This window comes from Variovorax sp. PDC80, assembly GCF_900115375.1.
GTDB lineage: Bacteria > Pseudomonadota > Gammaproteobacteria > Burkholderiales > Burkholderiaceae_C > Variovorax.
Genome location: NZ_FOWG01000001.1, coordinates 200,512 through 214,933, shown reverse-complemented (window position 1 = coordinate 214,933; position 14,422 = coordinate 200,512). Strand labels below are relative to the sequence as shown.

At 56.1% G+C, this 14,422-nt stretch carries 13 protein-coding genes; 6 read left to right on the top strand and 7 right to left on the bottom strand.

All coding sequences use genetic code 11. The annotated features are described in order from the left end of the window. Positions 1–2 precede the first annotated feature (2 nt). The 3 genes from BM109_RS00940 to BM109_RS00930 all read right to left on the bottom strand — a co-directional run bounded on the left by BM109_RS00940 (position 3) and on the right by BM109_RS00930 (position 2,293). Positions 3–860, bottom strand: a complete 858-nt coding sequence (locus BM109_RS00940) for a fumarylacetoacetate hydrolase family protein (RefSeq protein ID WP_093339716.1) — start codon at positions 858–860, stop codon at positions 3–5. 91 nt (positions 861–951) lie between these two features. Next, positions 952–1,500: an NADPH-dependent FMN reductase gene (locus tag BM109_RS00935; protein ID WP_093339713.1), complete on the bottom strand. Its 549-nt coding sequence runs from the start codon at positions 1,498–1,500 to the stop codon at positions 952–954. A gap of 346 nt (positions 1,501–1,846) precedes the next feature. Further along, positions 1,847–2,293, bottom strand: a complete 447-nt coding sequence (locus BM109_RS00930; RefSeq protein ID WP_143129048.1) for a nuclear transport factor 2 family protein — start codon at positions 2,291–2,293, stop codon at positions 1,847–1,849. A gap of 143 nt (positions 2,294–2,436) precedes the next feature. On the opposite strand from BM109_RS00930, the gene BM109_RS00925 reads away from it, so the two are divergent. Next, complete coding sequence (locus BM109_RS00925) at positions 2,437–3,519, top strand: LacI family DNA-binding transcriptional regulator (protein WP_093339708.1); 1,083 nt, start codon at positions 2,437–2,439, stop codon at positions 3,517–3,519. A 399-nt stretch (positions 3,520–3,918) separates the two neighbouring features. Here the strand turns inward: BM109_RS00925 and BM109_RS41775 are convergent, their stop codons facing one another. After that, positions 3,919–4,266, bottom strand: coding sequence for a hypothetical protein (locus BM109_RS41775; protein WP_371268777.1), 348 nt, complete (start codon positions 4,264–4,266; stop codon positions 3,919–3,921). Positions 4,267–4,707: 441 nt separating this feature from the next. On the opposite strand from BM109_RS41775, the gene BM109_RS00920 reads away from it, so the two are divergent. From BM109_RS00920 to BM109_RS00910, 3 genes are all read left to right on the top strand, one after another. Beyond that, positions 4,708–5,772, top strand: coding sequence for a porin (locus tag BM109_RS00920; protein WP_256222368.1), 1,065 nt, complete (start codon positions 4,708–4,710; stop codon positions 5,770–5,772). Positions 5,773–5,961: 189 nt separating this feature from the next. Continuing rightward, positions 5,962–6,663 carry a 3-oxoacid CoA-transferase subunit A gene (locus BM109_RS00915; protein ID WP_093339704.1) on the top strand — a complete coding sequence of 234 codons (702 nt, stop codon included), beginning with the start codon at positions 5,962–5,964 and terminating at the stop codon, positions 6,661–6,663. Beyond that, positions 6,660–7,319, top strand: coding sequence for a 3-oxoacid CoA-transferase subunit B (locus tag BM109_RS00910; RefSeq protein ID WP_371268766.1), 660 nt, complete (start codon positions 6,660–6,662; stop codon positions 7,317–7,319). Before BM109_RS00915 ends, BM109_RS00910 begins: the two co-directional genes overlap by 4 nt. Positions 7,320–8,091: 772 nt before the next feature. Here BM109_RS00910 and BM109_RS00905 read toward each other — a convergent pair. From BM109_RS00905 to BM109_RS00895, 3 genes are all read right to left on the bottom strand, one after another. After that, the gene (locus BM109_RS00905; protein ID WP_093339699.1) at positions 8,092–8,991 is read right to left on the bottom strand and encodes a LysR substrate-binding domain-containing protein; all 900 of its coding nucleotides are present in this window, start codon (positions 8,989–8,991) and stop codon (positions 8,092–8,094) included. Positions 8,992–9,141: 150 nt separating this feature from the next. Next, on the bottom strand, positions 9,142–10,197 hold the full coding sequence (locus BM109_RS00900; protein WP_093339696.1) for an aromatic ring-hydroxylating dioxygenase subunit alpha: 1,056 nt from the start codon (positions 10,195–10,197) through the stop codon (positions 9,142–9,144). A 14-nt stretch (positions 10,198–10,211) separates the two neighbouring features. After that, positions 10,212–11,162, bottom strand: coding sequence for a Bug family tripartite tricarboxylate transporter substrate binding protein (locus BM109_RS00895; RefSeq protein WP_093339693.1), 951 nt, complete (start codon positions 11,160–11,162; stop codon positions 10,212–10,214). A gap of 266 nt (positions 11,163–11,428) precedes the next feature. On the opposite strand from BM109_RS00895, the gene BM109_RS00890 reads away from it, so the two are divergent. Continuing rightward, the gene (locus tag BM109_RS00890) at positions 11,429–13,084 is read left to right on the top strand and encodes an FAD-dependent monooxygenase (protein ID WP_093341194.1); all 1,656 of its coding nucleotides are present in this window, start codon (positions 11,429–11,431) and stop codon (positions 13,082–13,084) included. 223 nt (positions 13,085–13,307) lie between these two features. After that, positions 13,308–14,282: a PDR/VanB family oxidoreductase gene (locus BM109_RS00885; protein WP_093339691.1), complete on the top strand. Its 975-nt coding sequence runs from the start codon at positions 13,308–13,310 to the stop codon at positions 14,280–14,282. Positions 14,283–14,422: the final 140 nt, after the last annotated feature.

Here is a 14,422-nt window from a genome sequence, read left to right as displayed (position 1 = left end):
GTTCAGACCTGCTTGGCAGCTGCCACGATCACGTTGCGTAGCGTGCCGATGCCGGTAACTTCGACCTCCACTGTGTCCCCCACTTGCATGAACAGTGGCGGATCATGGCGTGCACCGACCCCCGAAGGCGTGCCGGTGGAAATGACATCGCCAGGTTCCAACTGACATACGGTGGAGATGTAGTTCAGCAAGAAGCCGAGCTCCCATGCCATGCAGTCGAAGCCGCTTTGCTGGCGGACCTGGCCGTTCACGCGAGTGGTCAAGTGCAACTTGGCGGGATCGCCTATCTCGTCGGCTGTGACGAGCCAGGGACCGAATGCGCTGCTTGAATCGAAATTCTTGCCAGCGGTGATGCTGTGCTTCTGAAAATCGCGCGCCGAGCCATCCATGAAGATGCTGTAGCCGGCGACATAGTCCTTCCATCGGTCTTTGGGAATGTTGCGGCCGGCCTTGCCGATGACGATGGCGATCTCGCCTTCGTAGTCGTACTTTTCGCTCGGCGCCGGGTAGATAAGTGGCTGCCCGTGGCCGACGATCGCTTGGGGGTGCTTGCTGAAGAGAACGGGGAACTCGGGTTCGTCTTTGCCCGTTTCGAGCTGATGCGATCGGTACGACCAGCCGAGAGCGAACACTCGTGCATCAAGACGGGGATTGACGGGCAGAAACTCAATCTCCGCGAGTGAAAAGTCCACCGGCGCGGCCTGACATAGGTGTGCGGCTTCGTCGGTTAGACCTTGTGCCAACAGGTCGCGCAGGTCAGCGCATTTGCCTTTAAACCTGGCCTGCAGATCGACGAAGCCGCCGTCCACGATGGCGCCAAATCGTGATTGTTGTCCAGCCTTCACTGTTGCGAGTTTCATGCCTTTGTCTTCCTTATCCGGGGTCTAACATTGAATGTGCTAACGATAGCATAGTGCGCGAAAGATCCGTCGCGGCACCGTGAAAAATTGTTTATGAGGACTGATTGCGCCGGATCCACAGCTCGAAGCTGGCTAGCAGCTGCGCGATGAACTTGGCGGTGGTCGCGTCGATCAGGTTGCCGGCGTCATCGAACTTTTCGGCGGCGCATCCGATGAACACCTCGGGGCGAGGGAGCACGAATCCCCAAAGCGGAAGCAGGATCCGACGCAGGTCGTACTGGACGCGCGCACCTCCTAGTGGCCCCGTCGCGGCCGAGAAGATTGCTACAGGCTTGTCCTGAAATGACTGGTCGGGAGCGCGCGAACACCAGTCAATGGCGTTCTTAAGGACCGCAGGGACGGAGAAGTTGTATTCAGGGGTGACGATGAGTACTCCATCCGCCGACTTGATCCTGTCGCGAAGCACGCGGACAGAGGGCGGCAGACCAGCGTCGAACAGATCCTGGTTGTACATTGGGATGTCATCCAGCCCAACGATCTCCAATGTCATGCCGGCTGGCATGAGCTTTTCGCACGCGCGCAACGCGGACATGTTGTAAGACTTGCTACGGAGGCTGCCGCACAGGCCAACGATCATCATGGCGAAGTTGCGTCTTTCAGGAGATTAGGCGCTTCGAGATCCCCAGTGGGGTGAACGCGACGCGACAGGGCGACGTAGGCGAGAACGCCAGGTGTCGACAGATGCGACTCGCCGTGCATCGCGCTCGTGACAGTTGCTGCAGCACGTTGCGCCTCGCGCGATCTTCGATTGGCTCGCATGCGTTGATCGCCTCGCCGAATCCCCGCCTCTTCCATTGTGCGACGAGACTCGCCTACAGGGCCCTTGGCTGATGGTTCCGGCGATTTGCCTCGCAACGAAAGTGCGACGGCACCAGCAAGGCGATCGAGCCTGAGTACGTCTGGCCGTGATTCCAAGGCCGTGCCCTTCAGGGGCTGCACTTGAAGTCGTGCACAGGGTGGCGCACCTGGATCTTCCAGGCTCCCGCGATACGACGCAATTCGTCACGATAGCGACCCACAACAATAGGGCCAGAGAGCGGCGCGTGGACGGGAGGCGGGGCGTCGCCGTGCACGTGCATGTAGAGAGTCACATAGGAATCGGAAGTCGCATGCTCAGGACTGTGCAAGGTGACGCGCATGTTCGAAATCACATGCCGCATCAGGCGATCGGGCTTGCGCGCAGCCATGCGCTCACGAAGTTGCTCCACGCCGCAGATGTCGCCCCCGTGATACTTCCATACGCCATCGGTTGAGAAGTAGCGCTCCATCTCGAGGTATTCGCCTGCGTCGAAATATGCCGTGAAGTGCAGGATCGTTTGCTCGCACTGCTGCATGGCAATCAAGCGCTGAAGTTCCTGATCGAAGTCGCTCATGAGGTATTCCAAGTTTCAGTAACGCTCGGAGCATCGCACAAGAATGAGATTTGCGCAATCGTTAGCACTCGATGGCGTGAAGAAGCTGACCACCCCTTTGAACGGGGTGTGGGATGCTATCGTGTGCAAAACTCTGAGGATCTATGGCAACAGCAAAAGACGTCGCGGCAAAGATGCAGATTTCTGTCTCTACAGTGGGCCGCGCCCTGAGCAACGACCCCCGAATCAGTCTGGCGACCCGAAAGCGCGTGGCCGATGTCGCGTCCGAACTGGGCTACGTCGCCAATCGAGCAGCGCAAATGATGCGTGGCGCGTCGAGCCAACTTGTGGGGCTGCTGATCCCGGACATCCGCAATGGCTTTTATTCCACAGCTGCACATGCGCTGTCTAAGTGTCTAGAGGCGGGCGGCTATCAGCTTATGCTGTGCGAGACCGATGACGACCGAGTGGTCGAGTGCCGGCATCTTCGCGAGCTTTCCAGCGCCAGCGCCTCGGGCGTGATCGTCGTGCCCAGCGCCAAGCCCATGGCGGAGTCGGTCCGACTGCTGGCGTCCATGCGCAGCATCCAACTACTGCGCAAAAATGCTTCCCTGGGCGAACAGAGCTTCGCAATCGACGATAGTCGCGCCATTCATCTGGCCACCCAGCACCTGCTTGGACTAGGTCATGAGCGCATTGGATACATCGGCGGTTCGCCGAATCTGTCCACAGGGGCGGCGCGGCTTCAGGGATTTCGCGACGCGCTGCGGGGCACCAAGGCGGCGAGACTGGCGTGCGAGGAGGTTGGACCGCCTTCTTCGTCGGAGGTCGGCCGCAGTGCGCTGCGACGTCTTCTTGCGTTGCCGGCGCCGCCGACTGCGATCGTTCTTGGTTCGGTACAGATTACCTACGGTGTGCTAGAGGAGGCGCACGAAAGTGCCATCGCCGTTCCACGCGACCTGTCCATCGTCGGATTCAGCGATGAACTGAGTTTTCGGTGGTGGGGGCCGGGCCTTACCACCCTGGCGCTGCCAGTCTCGGAACTGGCAACTGCGTGCGGTTTGTGGTTCCTGCACCAGTTGAAGACCAAGAATCCGGTCTACGCGCCGTACAGCTCGATCTCGGCTGCGCAACTGGTGATTCGCGGCAGCACGCGAGCCATGGAGGAGGTCGACAGAAGCCGGACTAGCGTCCAGCGCGCAAGTGGGGGTCCGGCCGCTAGACGCGCGCGCAAACTGAGCCCTTGAATTCGATCCCAACAACCCGCCGCACGCGCGAGTCCGGCCGAGCGTCCAGTTTGAGAAGATTAGGCGTTCATCGCCGCTACTGATTCGGATGGTCAACGTTCTTCGAGAAGAAGATCGTGCGGCCGGCCGACAGTTGCTCGAAGCGGCCTCTAAGCCTCCTTGGGGTACGCGTCCGGCCAACTCATCTTGTGTGAGCCTCACAGAGGCCGAGATTGTCCTGATGAGGGGAATGGATCCAACTCCTTTCGGTGACTTGCTGAGCGCGTATCCACTCGAGGCGGCACGTCCAGGGGCGCATCACAAGGATTTGCCTCGTCGCATCGCTGACGAGCAGCTTCAACCGCGGCGATCAATTCGCCCGTAACTGCAGGGTTTGACTGACCACCCTTTGCAACTCGATCAATGTCTTGCAGGGCGGCTTAAACAGCAGTTGCCCAACCCGCCAGCGCCTACTGAATCGGCTTGCTCGCCGCAGAAGGGATCTTTGCCATGCAGCGATGGTGCCCTTCGATTCGCCCGGTTGCGCTGCGAGCGCGGATCAGTAGTTGTTGTGCGGCCCGTGAGCTTCCGCCGTGTCTTGCGCACTGGCGATCCCACATGCTTTTTTTGGCCGGTCTGTCCCGCCTGCACGACGGCGTCTATGGGCAGGTCTCTAAGGTCGATACCGGTCGGCAACTTTAAATGGCGCGTGGGGCCATCGATGTAGTCGACTACCAGAGAGCCACGCTCGTGGAGATCGTCGCCCAGCGCCTCGCCGGCGGCCCGACCGATGAAAGCCTCGCACACGACCTCGTGCGCATCCTGGGCCAACGCGGAATGTGACGTTCTGCCCTCCCAGCCGCTCGAGCCATCCGCGCAGACGCAGACCAATAGGGTGGCTGCCCCTGCTCCATCGTGGCAAGTGCCACGAAACGCATGCCCAGCGCAGTCTCGGTTCTTCTATTCGGGTTGACCCCGGAGATAACCGCAAGCAATCACAAGAGAGATATCGGCATCTTATGGCCGCGAAGGTCCGTGGATACCGTACGCACCGCGCATGGGTAGAGGAAGACGAGTGCCTGACGGCTGCTCTCAACTGAACCGCGTTTCGGTGCGTGGAGGTCGTTTCCGAGCTCCGTGGCGAAGCGTGATAGTCAAAAAAATGGAGAAATCATGAGGCAAAGAAGAAGCGCTCTTGCGAGCGTCTTGATGATCATCGCCGTGGGCAATTCAATCGTGAGCGCGCATGCGCAGAGCAGCGTGCAAACCTACGGCCTTATCGATCTTGGAGTGGAGCACGTAAGCGGCGAGGGTCGCCCCGCGATCAGCGGGACTCGCATGCAGTTCGGGACACTTCCTTCCCGACTTGGCTTTCGCGGAACCGAAGATCTCGGCGGCGGCACCAAAGCGAACTTCACCTTGGAGATGGGAATAAATGCTGACACGGGGACGATCGGCAACGGGGGGCGTGGTTTCGGTCGAACCTCTACTTTGGGACTCTCAGGGGATTGGGGCGCGATTACTCTAGGTCGTCAGCTGACGTACCTCAATCTGTCGATGACTGAAACTGACACTATGGGGCCAGGTGCGTATAGTTCCGGTTCGCTGGATCCGTACCTCCCTAATAGCCGTGCCGACAACTCCATTGCGTATCGAGGCAAGTTCGGCGCCTTTACGATCGGTGCCCTCTATAGCCTTGGGCGAGACGTCATCAATACCAACAGCCCAGGTGGAACAAACTGCCCCGGCGAACTGCCGTCAGATTCACGCGCTTGCCGGACTCTGTCGGGGATGATCAAGTATGACGCCACTTCTTGGGGCGTAGCGTTGGGTGCCGACCGAATCTACGGCGGACCGGGGGCATTCGGTGGATTGACCAACAGCAAACTCAGTGACACAAGAGCTACTCTTAACGGATACGTGAAGTTTGGGGACGTCAAGCTCACGGCCGGCCTCCTTCGAAGGGACAACGAGGGGAGCTCAACGTCGCCGAGGAGTGACATGTGGTGGCTCGGAGGTGGTTACACCATCGGACCATGGCTGCTTGAGTCGCAGCTATTCAAGCTTGACTACAAAAACTCTGCCAATGGAGCACGCCTTGCCGTGCTCCGTGCTAGCTATTTCCTCTCTAAACGCTCGGTCCTCTACGGGACCGTTGGGCACATCCAAAACAGCGGATCACTTGCGCTTCCAGTCAGCGCTTTTCCGGGTCTTCCCAACGTCATAGGAGGATCTCAAACCGGCGTCATGGTTGGTGTGAGGCACGCCTTCTAGTGCCCAGGGCCAGAGAACAAATGGGCCACGTCCAGCTTAATGCTAGCTGCTCCCAGCGAGACTTATAGGAACGCGCGCATCCTCATTAAAGAGGCTTGGATGCGCTCGGCTCCGAGCTGCGCGCGGTATGTGTAGAACCGGAGCGTATCAAATCGTTCTCCCTCCAAATCATTCGGATTGATAGCAGCAGTGATAAACAAGATCGCCGAGTCAACGGCCGCCGCCATCGGCCATGCAGCAGATGGCTCAACTGTCCTCATAGGTGGATTCGGCACCGCCGGTGTTCCCGAGGAATTGATCGCAGCATTGATTGCGCTGCGGCCGCGTGAACTGACGGTGGTTAACAACAATGCCGGCAACGGACACACGGGTGTCGCTGCGCTGCTGGAAGCGGGGATGGTGCGACGCGTCATCTGCAGCTTTCCGCGGTCCGCTGACAGTTATGTCTTTGATGAGCTGTATCGCAGAGGCGGGGTCGAGTTAGAGCTCGTGCCCCAGGGCAACCTTGCCGAGCGCATCCGTGCTGCCGGCGCTGGCATTGGCGCGTTCTTCAGTCCGACGGGCTATGGCACGTGCCTCGCAAGCACCCGCGAAACCCGCGAGATCGACGGCAAGCAGTATGTGCTCGAATACCCCATTCACGGCGATATCGCGTTAATCAAGGCGGAGCGCGGCGATCGCTGGGGCAACCTAGTCTATCGTAAGGCCGCGCGTAATTTCGGCCCGGTCATGGCCATGGCCGCCAAGAAGACCATCGCCACAGTGCACGAGGTCGCCGAACTTGGCACGCTCGACCCCGAAACCATCGTGACGCCCGGCATCTTCGTGCACCAGGTCGTCCAGATCGAACGGGTCGCCACGCAGGCTGGCGGTTTCAAGAAAGCGGCATGACCATGACCACCACAGCAACCTACCGGCGCCGCAGCAAGAACGAGCTCGCCGCACGCGTCGCGCAAGACATCTTCGACGGCGCCGTGGTGAACCTCGGCATCGGCCAGCCGACGCTCGTGGCCAACCATTTGCCGGCCGGCCGCGAGGCCATCCTGCAGAGCGAGAACGGCATCCTCGGCATGGGCCCGGCGCCCGCTGCGGGCGATGAAGACTACGACCTCATCAACGCGGGCAAGCAGCCTGTCACGCTGCTGCCGGGCGGTTCGTACTTCCACCACGCCGACAGCTTCGCGATGATGCGCGGCGGCCATCTCGACATCTGCGTGCTGGGCGCGTTCCAGGTCTCGGCCACGGGCGACCTCGCCAACTGGCACACGGGCGAGAAGGACGCGATTCCCGCCGTCGGCGGCGCGATGGACCTCGCGATCGGCGCCAAGCAGACCTGGGTCATGATGGACCTACTGACCAAGCAGGGCACTAGCAAACTCGTGAAACAGTGCACCTATCCACTCACCGGCATCGGCTGCGTCAAGCGCGTCTATTCGGACCTCGCGACGCTCGAATGCACACCGCAGGGCTTGAAGCTCGTCGACCTAGTCGACGGTTTGAGCCGCGAAGAACTTGAGAAACTGACTGGCCTGCCGATTGCTGCCTGATTTGCTCAGCCAACAGATCAAAACGCTCAGTTGCGTAAGCCCTCCAGCTGGGCGGCTGAGCGAACATCGATGCCATTGGCTCTGCAGCACGCAGGACATCGCACACGCGCCTACGGCTCTTTGCAATCCTTCAAAACAGTCCAACTCTCACCTGCGCCGGAAGCTGGCCGGCGTTGCGCGTGCGATCGCCCTCGTAGGCCAGTTCAACAGTTCAACGCCCGTGGGCGACGCTACTGTTAGTACAGAAGGCCGCCTCATGGCTGATCGAAGGCCCGATGCTTGGTATCCCGCCCTCGCGTATCGTATCTCTACGTGCCGCACTTGGACGGCCCTGCGCTGGCTTGGGATGTCTGCGCTCTCATCCGACTTAGAGGAGATCCTGGCCTCGATGCATGCGACCGCATCCGGCCTCGGTTCCGATCCGAGGATCTGGATTCAGGAAGGGTACGGCGACCCGAAGCGCGCCATCGAAGCCGAGATGATGCGTCGCACGCTATCCGCCGGCACCCGCCGAACGCGCAACCGAAGGGCTACGCGTTCTTTATGCTTGTTGCCACCGAGCTTCGGGCTATGAGGATGCGAAAGGCTCGCCATTCAACGGCAATCCAGAACGATACATCCAACTTTCTCTCACGACGGTCTTATGTGGCTAGTGATCCCGAAACAGCCAACCTACTGTCCCGAATAGTTTTAGATCCTGCGTCTTGCGCGAGAGACTTGACACTGGCACTTTCTAAAGCCCCTTAAGTAGCCCGTCCTCCGCAAGCCGACTTCATAACGCATCGTAATGGATATGCCGCTTTATCACGGTAAGTAAATATTCAGCCATTGGCGTAAGCGGAATTCCACTTTTCTTTATCAAAAGAATATCGGTTCTTGGCAATTCTTCGCGAACCGGAACTTCCATAAGCACATGCCTCAAGAAACTGCTATCTGCAGCATATTGTTTAGGCAGGAAAGAAATCATGTCGGTCTCTGCCAGCAATGCCAGCAAGGCAGTCGGATACTCGCACTGAATTACAGTGTGTGGAACTGGAATTCCTAAATTTAGGAAAATTTGATCGTGTTCGACCGCTGGGAGCCCCATAACGCCGGAGACAAGCCATTCCGCATTTATCAAATCCAACAAAGAAGTGGAATCTCCTAGCGGATGGCCCCGTCTGCAGACCACCGCGCGCGAGTTGGTGAACAGGTGCTCAACAGAAAATTCACCGCCTAGTGCTTCTGGCGGACGCGGTCCAATTGAAAAATCCAGCGCGCCAGCACGAAGTTCAGTGAACATCACTGAAAACGCTCCAGAAATCAATCGCACGTTTACATCGGAAAACGATTTTCTGAAGTCTTTAAGCGCATCGCCCAGTGACGTTAGCGAAATTGCGGCGGAAATTCCGATGTTCACACTGCCTTTTTCGCCATTTAGGGTTTTGATTTCTTGAACGCCACGTAGCAACTCGTTCAGCGCGGCTTGTGCCCTTGGCAGAAAGGATCGGCCAGCACCATTAAGAGACACTCCTCTTGCAGCGCGGTCGAACAAAGAGCACCCAATTTCCTTTTCCAGTAGCTGTATACTTTTCGTAACCGCGGGCTGCGTCACGTTCAGTTGTCGAGCGGCAGCCCGCAAACTGCCAGTTGAGGCGACGGTAATAAAGTCACGCAACTGCTGAAGCTTCAATTTCGACCCTTATTTGGATTATTGCATTTCCGGGCTTCTCAAACAGAAAAACTGACCTCAGATCATAGCACCCGCAAATCAGGTCGTCCAGCAACGCTTTATCTACTCCAAGCAGCGGCGAAGACCATTAAGATCTGTGCCGTCATAAACCTATAATGCGCTTAATGACGTCCCCTCAGAGGTGGATTGCTCGCGCTCTTGTTCCTTCCATTTCTTTATCAGGCGTCGTGCAAGGAGAGACGGGCCATCGGCTCTAACATCGATCAGCGGCCGATCAGGAGTTCGGAGCAAATTGTTCGACTGCGCTTCAATAACTTCCTTGTCTTCTGCAAACGTTTTATCAATCTCTTGAAATAAAAACTCAGTAAGCCCAGGCATGTCATCGCGGACTCGGTGGGAGATGGTCCAGAAATAGTGGGTTGTGGACTCGGTTTCAGGCGTAATTGCGTGCAGAGATTTTAACCAAAATGCTCCTTCTTGGTTCCCCTCGAACGCGCCTTGGTTAACGTCTTTGGCCCCTGCGGAAATTGTGATGTAGGCGGGCCGAAATTCGGTGTCAGACCATCTATCAATTTTCCCCTGAAATCCCGCCGCAGCTACATAAGTCGATGGGGGCTGGGCATCACGCATTTTCCGGCTCATGACTATGCCCCATGCAGTCGGTTCATAATTCATTTCTGCGGCGGAGTGGGATTTGGGATCAACTCCAATCGTTCCGCCATGAACATAACCAACATGTGATAGATCGAGCAGGTTATCTATCAGCATGCTCGCCGGCGCGCGTGTATAGTTCTTCTTGCCTTTATGGGCCCATTTTTCCTCGGTGTGCCACTTATACCGATCTGGGTTTTGCCCTTGTGCACCTTCAGCTGCACCCAGCCAGACCCATACTAATCCGTCCTGTTCCACTACGGAGAAGGATTTAACACGTGCGGAGCTTGGTATTTTTTCCTGATTCGGAATATGGACACACGCACCGCTGCAATCGTATTTCAAGCCATGATAAGAGCATTGAATCGTGCTTCCCACCACTACCCCTTTGGACAATGGTAGTCCCCGGTGGCAGCACCGATCCTCCAACGCGACTACATTCGAGGAATTAATACGAAACATGACGACCTGCTCCCCGAGCAGAGTTCTGCTGAGTGGGGTCGCCGTGATTTCGGTTGAAAACGCTGCTACGTACCATTGATTTTTCAAGAACATAATTCACCTTCTAGTTACTCAGGAGCAATTCCTGCCTGCTTAATGGCTTTCTCGAGCTCACTTTTAGCCGCCTTGACGTAGTCCTTCGCATTCTGCGAACTGCCGACCTTTGGAAAGAGGCCGAGCTCCGCCAGTTTTTGCGTAAATTCATTTAGCGAAATTACCTGATTCATGTCAGCGTTTAGTCGCGCTGTGATCTGGGGAGGAAGTCCCTTCGGACCCACCAAAATTGCCCAACCGGACATCGCGAAGTTGGGGATAAATTCTTTGGCTAATGGGATATCTTCGAGCCCCGCTACCGGTTTTTCCGCCGCTATCGCGAGTGCGCGAAGCCGCCCCGCTTTCACCAACGATAGGAGGGGAGCAATCCCGTCCGTGAACAACATCACGTCGCCCCCGACTGTCGACTGAATTCCTTGGCCTGACCCAGAGAAAGTTACTACTTGAAAATCTACCCCAGCTTTTGCCGCCATCAATTCGTTCGTTAAGTTTGGAATTGAACCGCGAGTTGAGCTTCCGATTGTGAGCTTTCCGGGATTTTCACGGGCTTGCTTGAGGAAATCCGCGAAGCCCTTCCCTTGGAACGATGGCCCGGCAACGATCATCATCGGGCCATCTGCGATCGTGCCAACAATGTCGAAGTCTTTATCAATATCGTAGTTGGCCTGCTTGTAGGTGAGTGGCGTCACGACTGCTGCGGCAGCTTGCACGATGCTCAAGGTGTAGCCGTCAGCCGGCGCCTGTTTGAGTTGGCGCATTGCAATCACGCCGCCAGCACCCGGCTTATTCTCAACGATAACGGGCTGACCTAATCGCTGGGCCAACTTGTCACCCAGCAAACGCGCTATTAGATCCGGAGCGCTGCCTGGGGATGAAGCAACTATCAGCCTAATTGGTTTATTTGGGTATTCGGCAAAGACATTTGTGCTGAGCGTCAACAGAATGATCGCAATGATTCGGTGCAATTGTGTCTCCTATTTATTATCACAGTCATCATCATAGTTCAGCAAATCGTTAACCGAAAGATGCCAGTATCCGGCATGTGATTCCTAAAAGTTATACCTCCTCGTTGCGCCTGTCGATAACTATTGGTGATCAATTTCAATATTTTGCCATCTACCCAGCGTCAGGAGTCCAACTAGGATGACGTTACAGACGCCCAGAGTCCTATCACGGCGCACTTGACCATGGGTGTATTTCTGAACTGACTACGAGTTGAGCCTAATAAAATATGATTGACAATACACAAGTTCTAATAGTTGGTGGCGGGCCAGTCGGCCTTGCTGCAGCAATCGAATTGGGGAGCAGAGGGGTAAAGACTACGCTTGTTGAAGCTGCTGACCGAATTGGCCGAGCTCCTAGGGCGAAAACAACCAACGTCCGGACCTGCGAGCACTTGCGGCGGTGGGGCATCTTGGACCATCTTCGTGCTGCATCTCCTCTGGGACTTGAATATCCCAGCGATATTTCATTTGCAACGCGTTTGACAGGAATCGAAATTGCGCGTATTCCAAATGCTGCCAACTGCTCGCCCGCTCGCGACAATCTTTATTCTGCGCATGCTCAATGGATACCGCAATACAAATTGGAAGCGGTGCTTCTGGAGCACGCGCAAAACATCCCGGGGGTCCGTATTGAGTTTGGGGCTCGGTTGACGGAGTTAAGCAGCCATGAGTCGGAAGTAATTTCGACCATCGAACATCAAGGAGTATTGAATGCCGTTAGCTCTCAGTATGTGATTGGAGCCGACGGAGCGCGCAGCACGGTGCGAGGCCTAATCGGTGCCAACATGACTGGAAAAGGCGGGCTATCCGTCAACCGGATGCTGATTTTTCGTCAAAAAGGACTGAGAAAGCGCACGAAACTGGGTCCCGCGATCATGTATTGGCTTGTTAATGAGTCAATTCCTGCGGTGCTTGGTCCGATGGATGACGATGATGTATGGTACATAAACGGACCCGAATCATTCATGTCTAGACTGCCACCTGTTGAACTTATACGAGAAGCTACAGGCTGTAGCGACATTGAGCCTGAAATTCTCGCTATAGAAGACTGGAAAGCGCACGAATTAATTGCCAATAAATACAACCAGGGACGAATTTTTCTCGCAGGAGATGCGTGTCATTTGCATCCGCCTTATGGTGGGTACGGTATGAACTTGGGTGTTGCAGATGCTGTTGATATTGGGTGGAAGATTGCCGCAGTTATAAGCGGTTGGGCTGGAAGCGACATACTGAGCTCGTATGAGATCGAACGCCGTGCAGTGCATGAGCGAGTCGTCGAAGAGGCCGTACTAAATCATTCGGTTCGGACAGTGGATTTGGTGACGCCAAATCTCGAAGATCTTTCGGAGAAAGGGCGGGCCGCACGAGAAGCTTGTGCAAAGAAGATATACGAGCACAAGACGCGTGAATTTAAATCACTCGGGATTGTCTTGGGAAGTCGCTATGAAAAATCCCCGATCATATCTTTTGAAGATCCGGTCCTACTGAGTAAGGAGGATTCTTCAACATATATCCCGTCTTCACGTCCCGGCAGCTTGGCTCCGCACGCCTGGCTTCACCACGGGCAGGACTATGGCAGTTCCCTGTACGACCATTTTGGTCACGGTTACACGCTTTTATCTTTTGTCGGAGCTTCTGCGGAAACAGTTGAATTAAGAGATTTTGCAGCAAAGGAGAAGATTCCGCTGTCGGTTGTTATTGTTGACGATGCAAAGATCGCCGCCCTTTACGAGAAAAAATATGTTCTCATTCGTCCAGATCAGTACGTCGCATGGAGAGGTGATGTTATTAAAGAATATTTGGAGATTTTCGGCACGTTGACGGGGCGTCGTTTTCTTGGCGGGAGAGGTAATGAATTGTCTGGAACGTCAAGCTTGATTTGAGCGCGCGTTCAAATTAATTTTGCCCTTCTGTTTTTTTTGGCCTGCTAGAGGCTGGCAGTACTCGTTGCGCTTTGGCCTGATTGAGCTAGCTCGCGCGGACTGCTTATTAAAAAATGTCGCAGCGAGCTTGATAAATCGATAGCAGACAACAGCACCTGTTTTTGGCTTACATGGCTCCCGGTCTAGATGACAGTGCGATGAGCTGGGCACCAGGAGATCTCGAATGAAGAACGAAATTTCACAATACATTAACGTCAGGGTTTCGGCCAAATGCGAGGAGGCGCAAGATATCGCAAGCTTCGAGTTGGTCGCCTGCGACGGTGGCAGCTTGCCTGTCTTCGCGGCAGGTTCGCATATTGATGTCAAAGTGAGCGAATCATTGACGCGTCAGTATTCGCTCTGCAATAGTCCGGCCGAGACGCATCGCTATGTGATTGCCGTCCAGAAAGAGCCTTCATCGCGCGGCGGGTCGAAAGCAATGCACGAGACCGTCAAGGTGGGGGATACGCTGACCATCGGTGCGCCGAAGAACAATTTTCGATTGGCGCACGATGCCGAGCGGCATCTGCTCCTGGCTGGCGGTATCGGCATCACGCCGATCCTGTGCATGGCAGAAAGTCTTGCGATCCGTGAAGCGTCATTCGAATTGCATTTATGCACGCGGTCGATTGACCGGACCGCATTTAGGGAGCGCATCGCAGGCTCTCACTTTTCCGAAAAGGTTCACTTTCACTTTGACGACGGCGTGGCGGAGCAGAAGTTTGACATGCAACGTCAACTCGCCCAGTCGCAGTCTGGTACTCACCTGTACGTCTGCGGCCCTAAGGGTTTCATGGATGCCGTGCTCTCATCTGCGCGGGCCGGAGGCTGGCCAGAGCATTGCCTTCACTATGAGTTTTTTTCCGCAGAACCCGTGAGTGCGGATAGCGACGAGGGCTTCGAACTTCAATTGGCAAGCTCTGGACGAATTGTCGCCGTCCGGAAGGGGCAGACGGCGCTCGAGGCGCTGACAGAAGCGGGGATCGAAGTAGCCAGCTCGTGTGAGCAGGGCGTGTGCGGCACATGCGCAACGCGCGTGCTTGTGGGAATTCCTGATCACCGGGATCTGTACTTTACGGCCGAGCAACATGCCGCGAACGACCAGTTCACGCCCTGCTGCTCCCGCGCAAAGACGACTCGCTTGGTCTTGGATCTATAAAGCAAACGGCGCGGCCGGCCCCGCTCGCGGGAGGAAGGAGGAAATCCCTAGAGTTGAATGAATGCAATGCGTCAGTTCGACCTTTCGTTCGCACGTCCGAGCGACTATGAATAAACCGACGCGTTCAACGCGGTGGGCAT

Bases quoted from the DNA above. Each gene is read 5' to 3' on its own strand.
- BM109_RS00925 (WP_093339708.1), top strand. From the start codon at position 2,437: ATGGCAACAGCAAAAGACGTCGCGGCAAAGATGCAGATTTCTGTCTCT.
- BM109_RS00885 (WP_093339691.1), top strand. From the start codon at position 13,308: ATGAAGAACGAAATTTCACAATACATTAACGTCAGGGTTTCGGCCAAA.
- BM109_RS00910 (WP_371268766.1), top strand. From the start codon at position 6,660: ATGACCATGACCACCACAGCAACCTACCGGCGCCGCAGCAAGAACGAG.
- BM109_RS00930 (WP_143129048.1), bottom strand. From the start codon at position 2,293: ATGAGCGACTTCGATCAGGAACTTCAGCGCTTGATTGCCATGCAGCAG.
- BM109_RS00890 (WP_093341194.1), top strand. From the start codon at position 11,429: ATGATTGACAATACACAAGTTCTAATAGTTGGTGGCGGGCCAGTCGGC.
- BM109_RS00935 (WP_093339713.1), bottom strand. From the start codon at position 1,500: ATGATGATCGTTGGCCTGTGCGGCAGCCTCCGTAGCAAGTCTTACAAC.
- BM109_RS00900 (WP_093339696.1), bottom strand. From the start codon at position 10,197: ATGTTCTTGAAAAATCAATGGTACGTAGCAGCGTTTTCAACCGAAATC.
- BM109_RS00920 (WP_256222368.1), top strand. From the start codon at position 4,708: ATGATCATCGCCGTGGGCAATTCAATCGTGAGCGCGCATGCGCAGAGC.
- BM109_RS00940 (WP_093339716.1), bottom strand. From the start codon at position 860: ATGAAACTCGCAACAGTGAAGGCTGGACAACAATCACGATTTGGCGCC.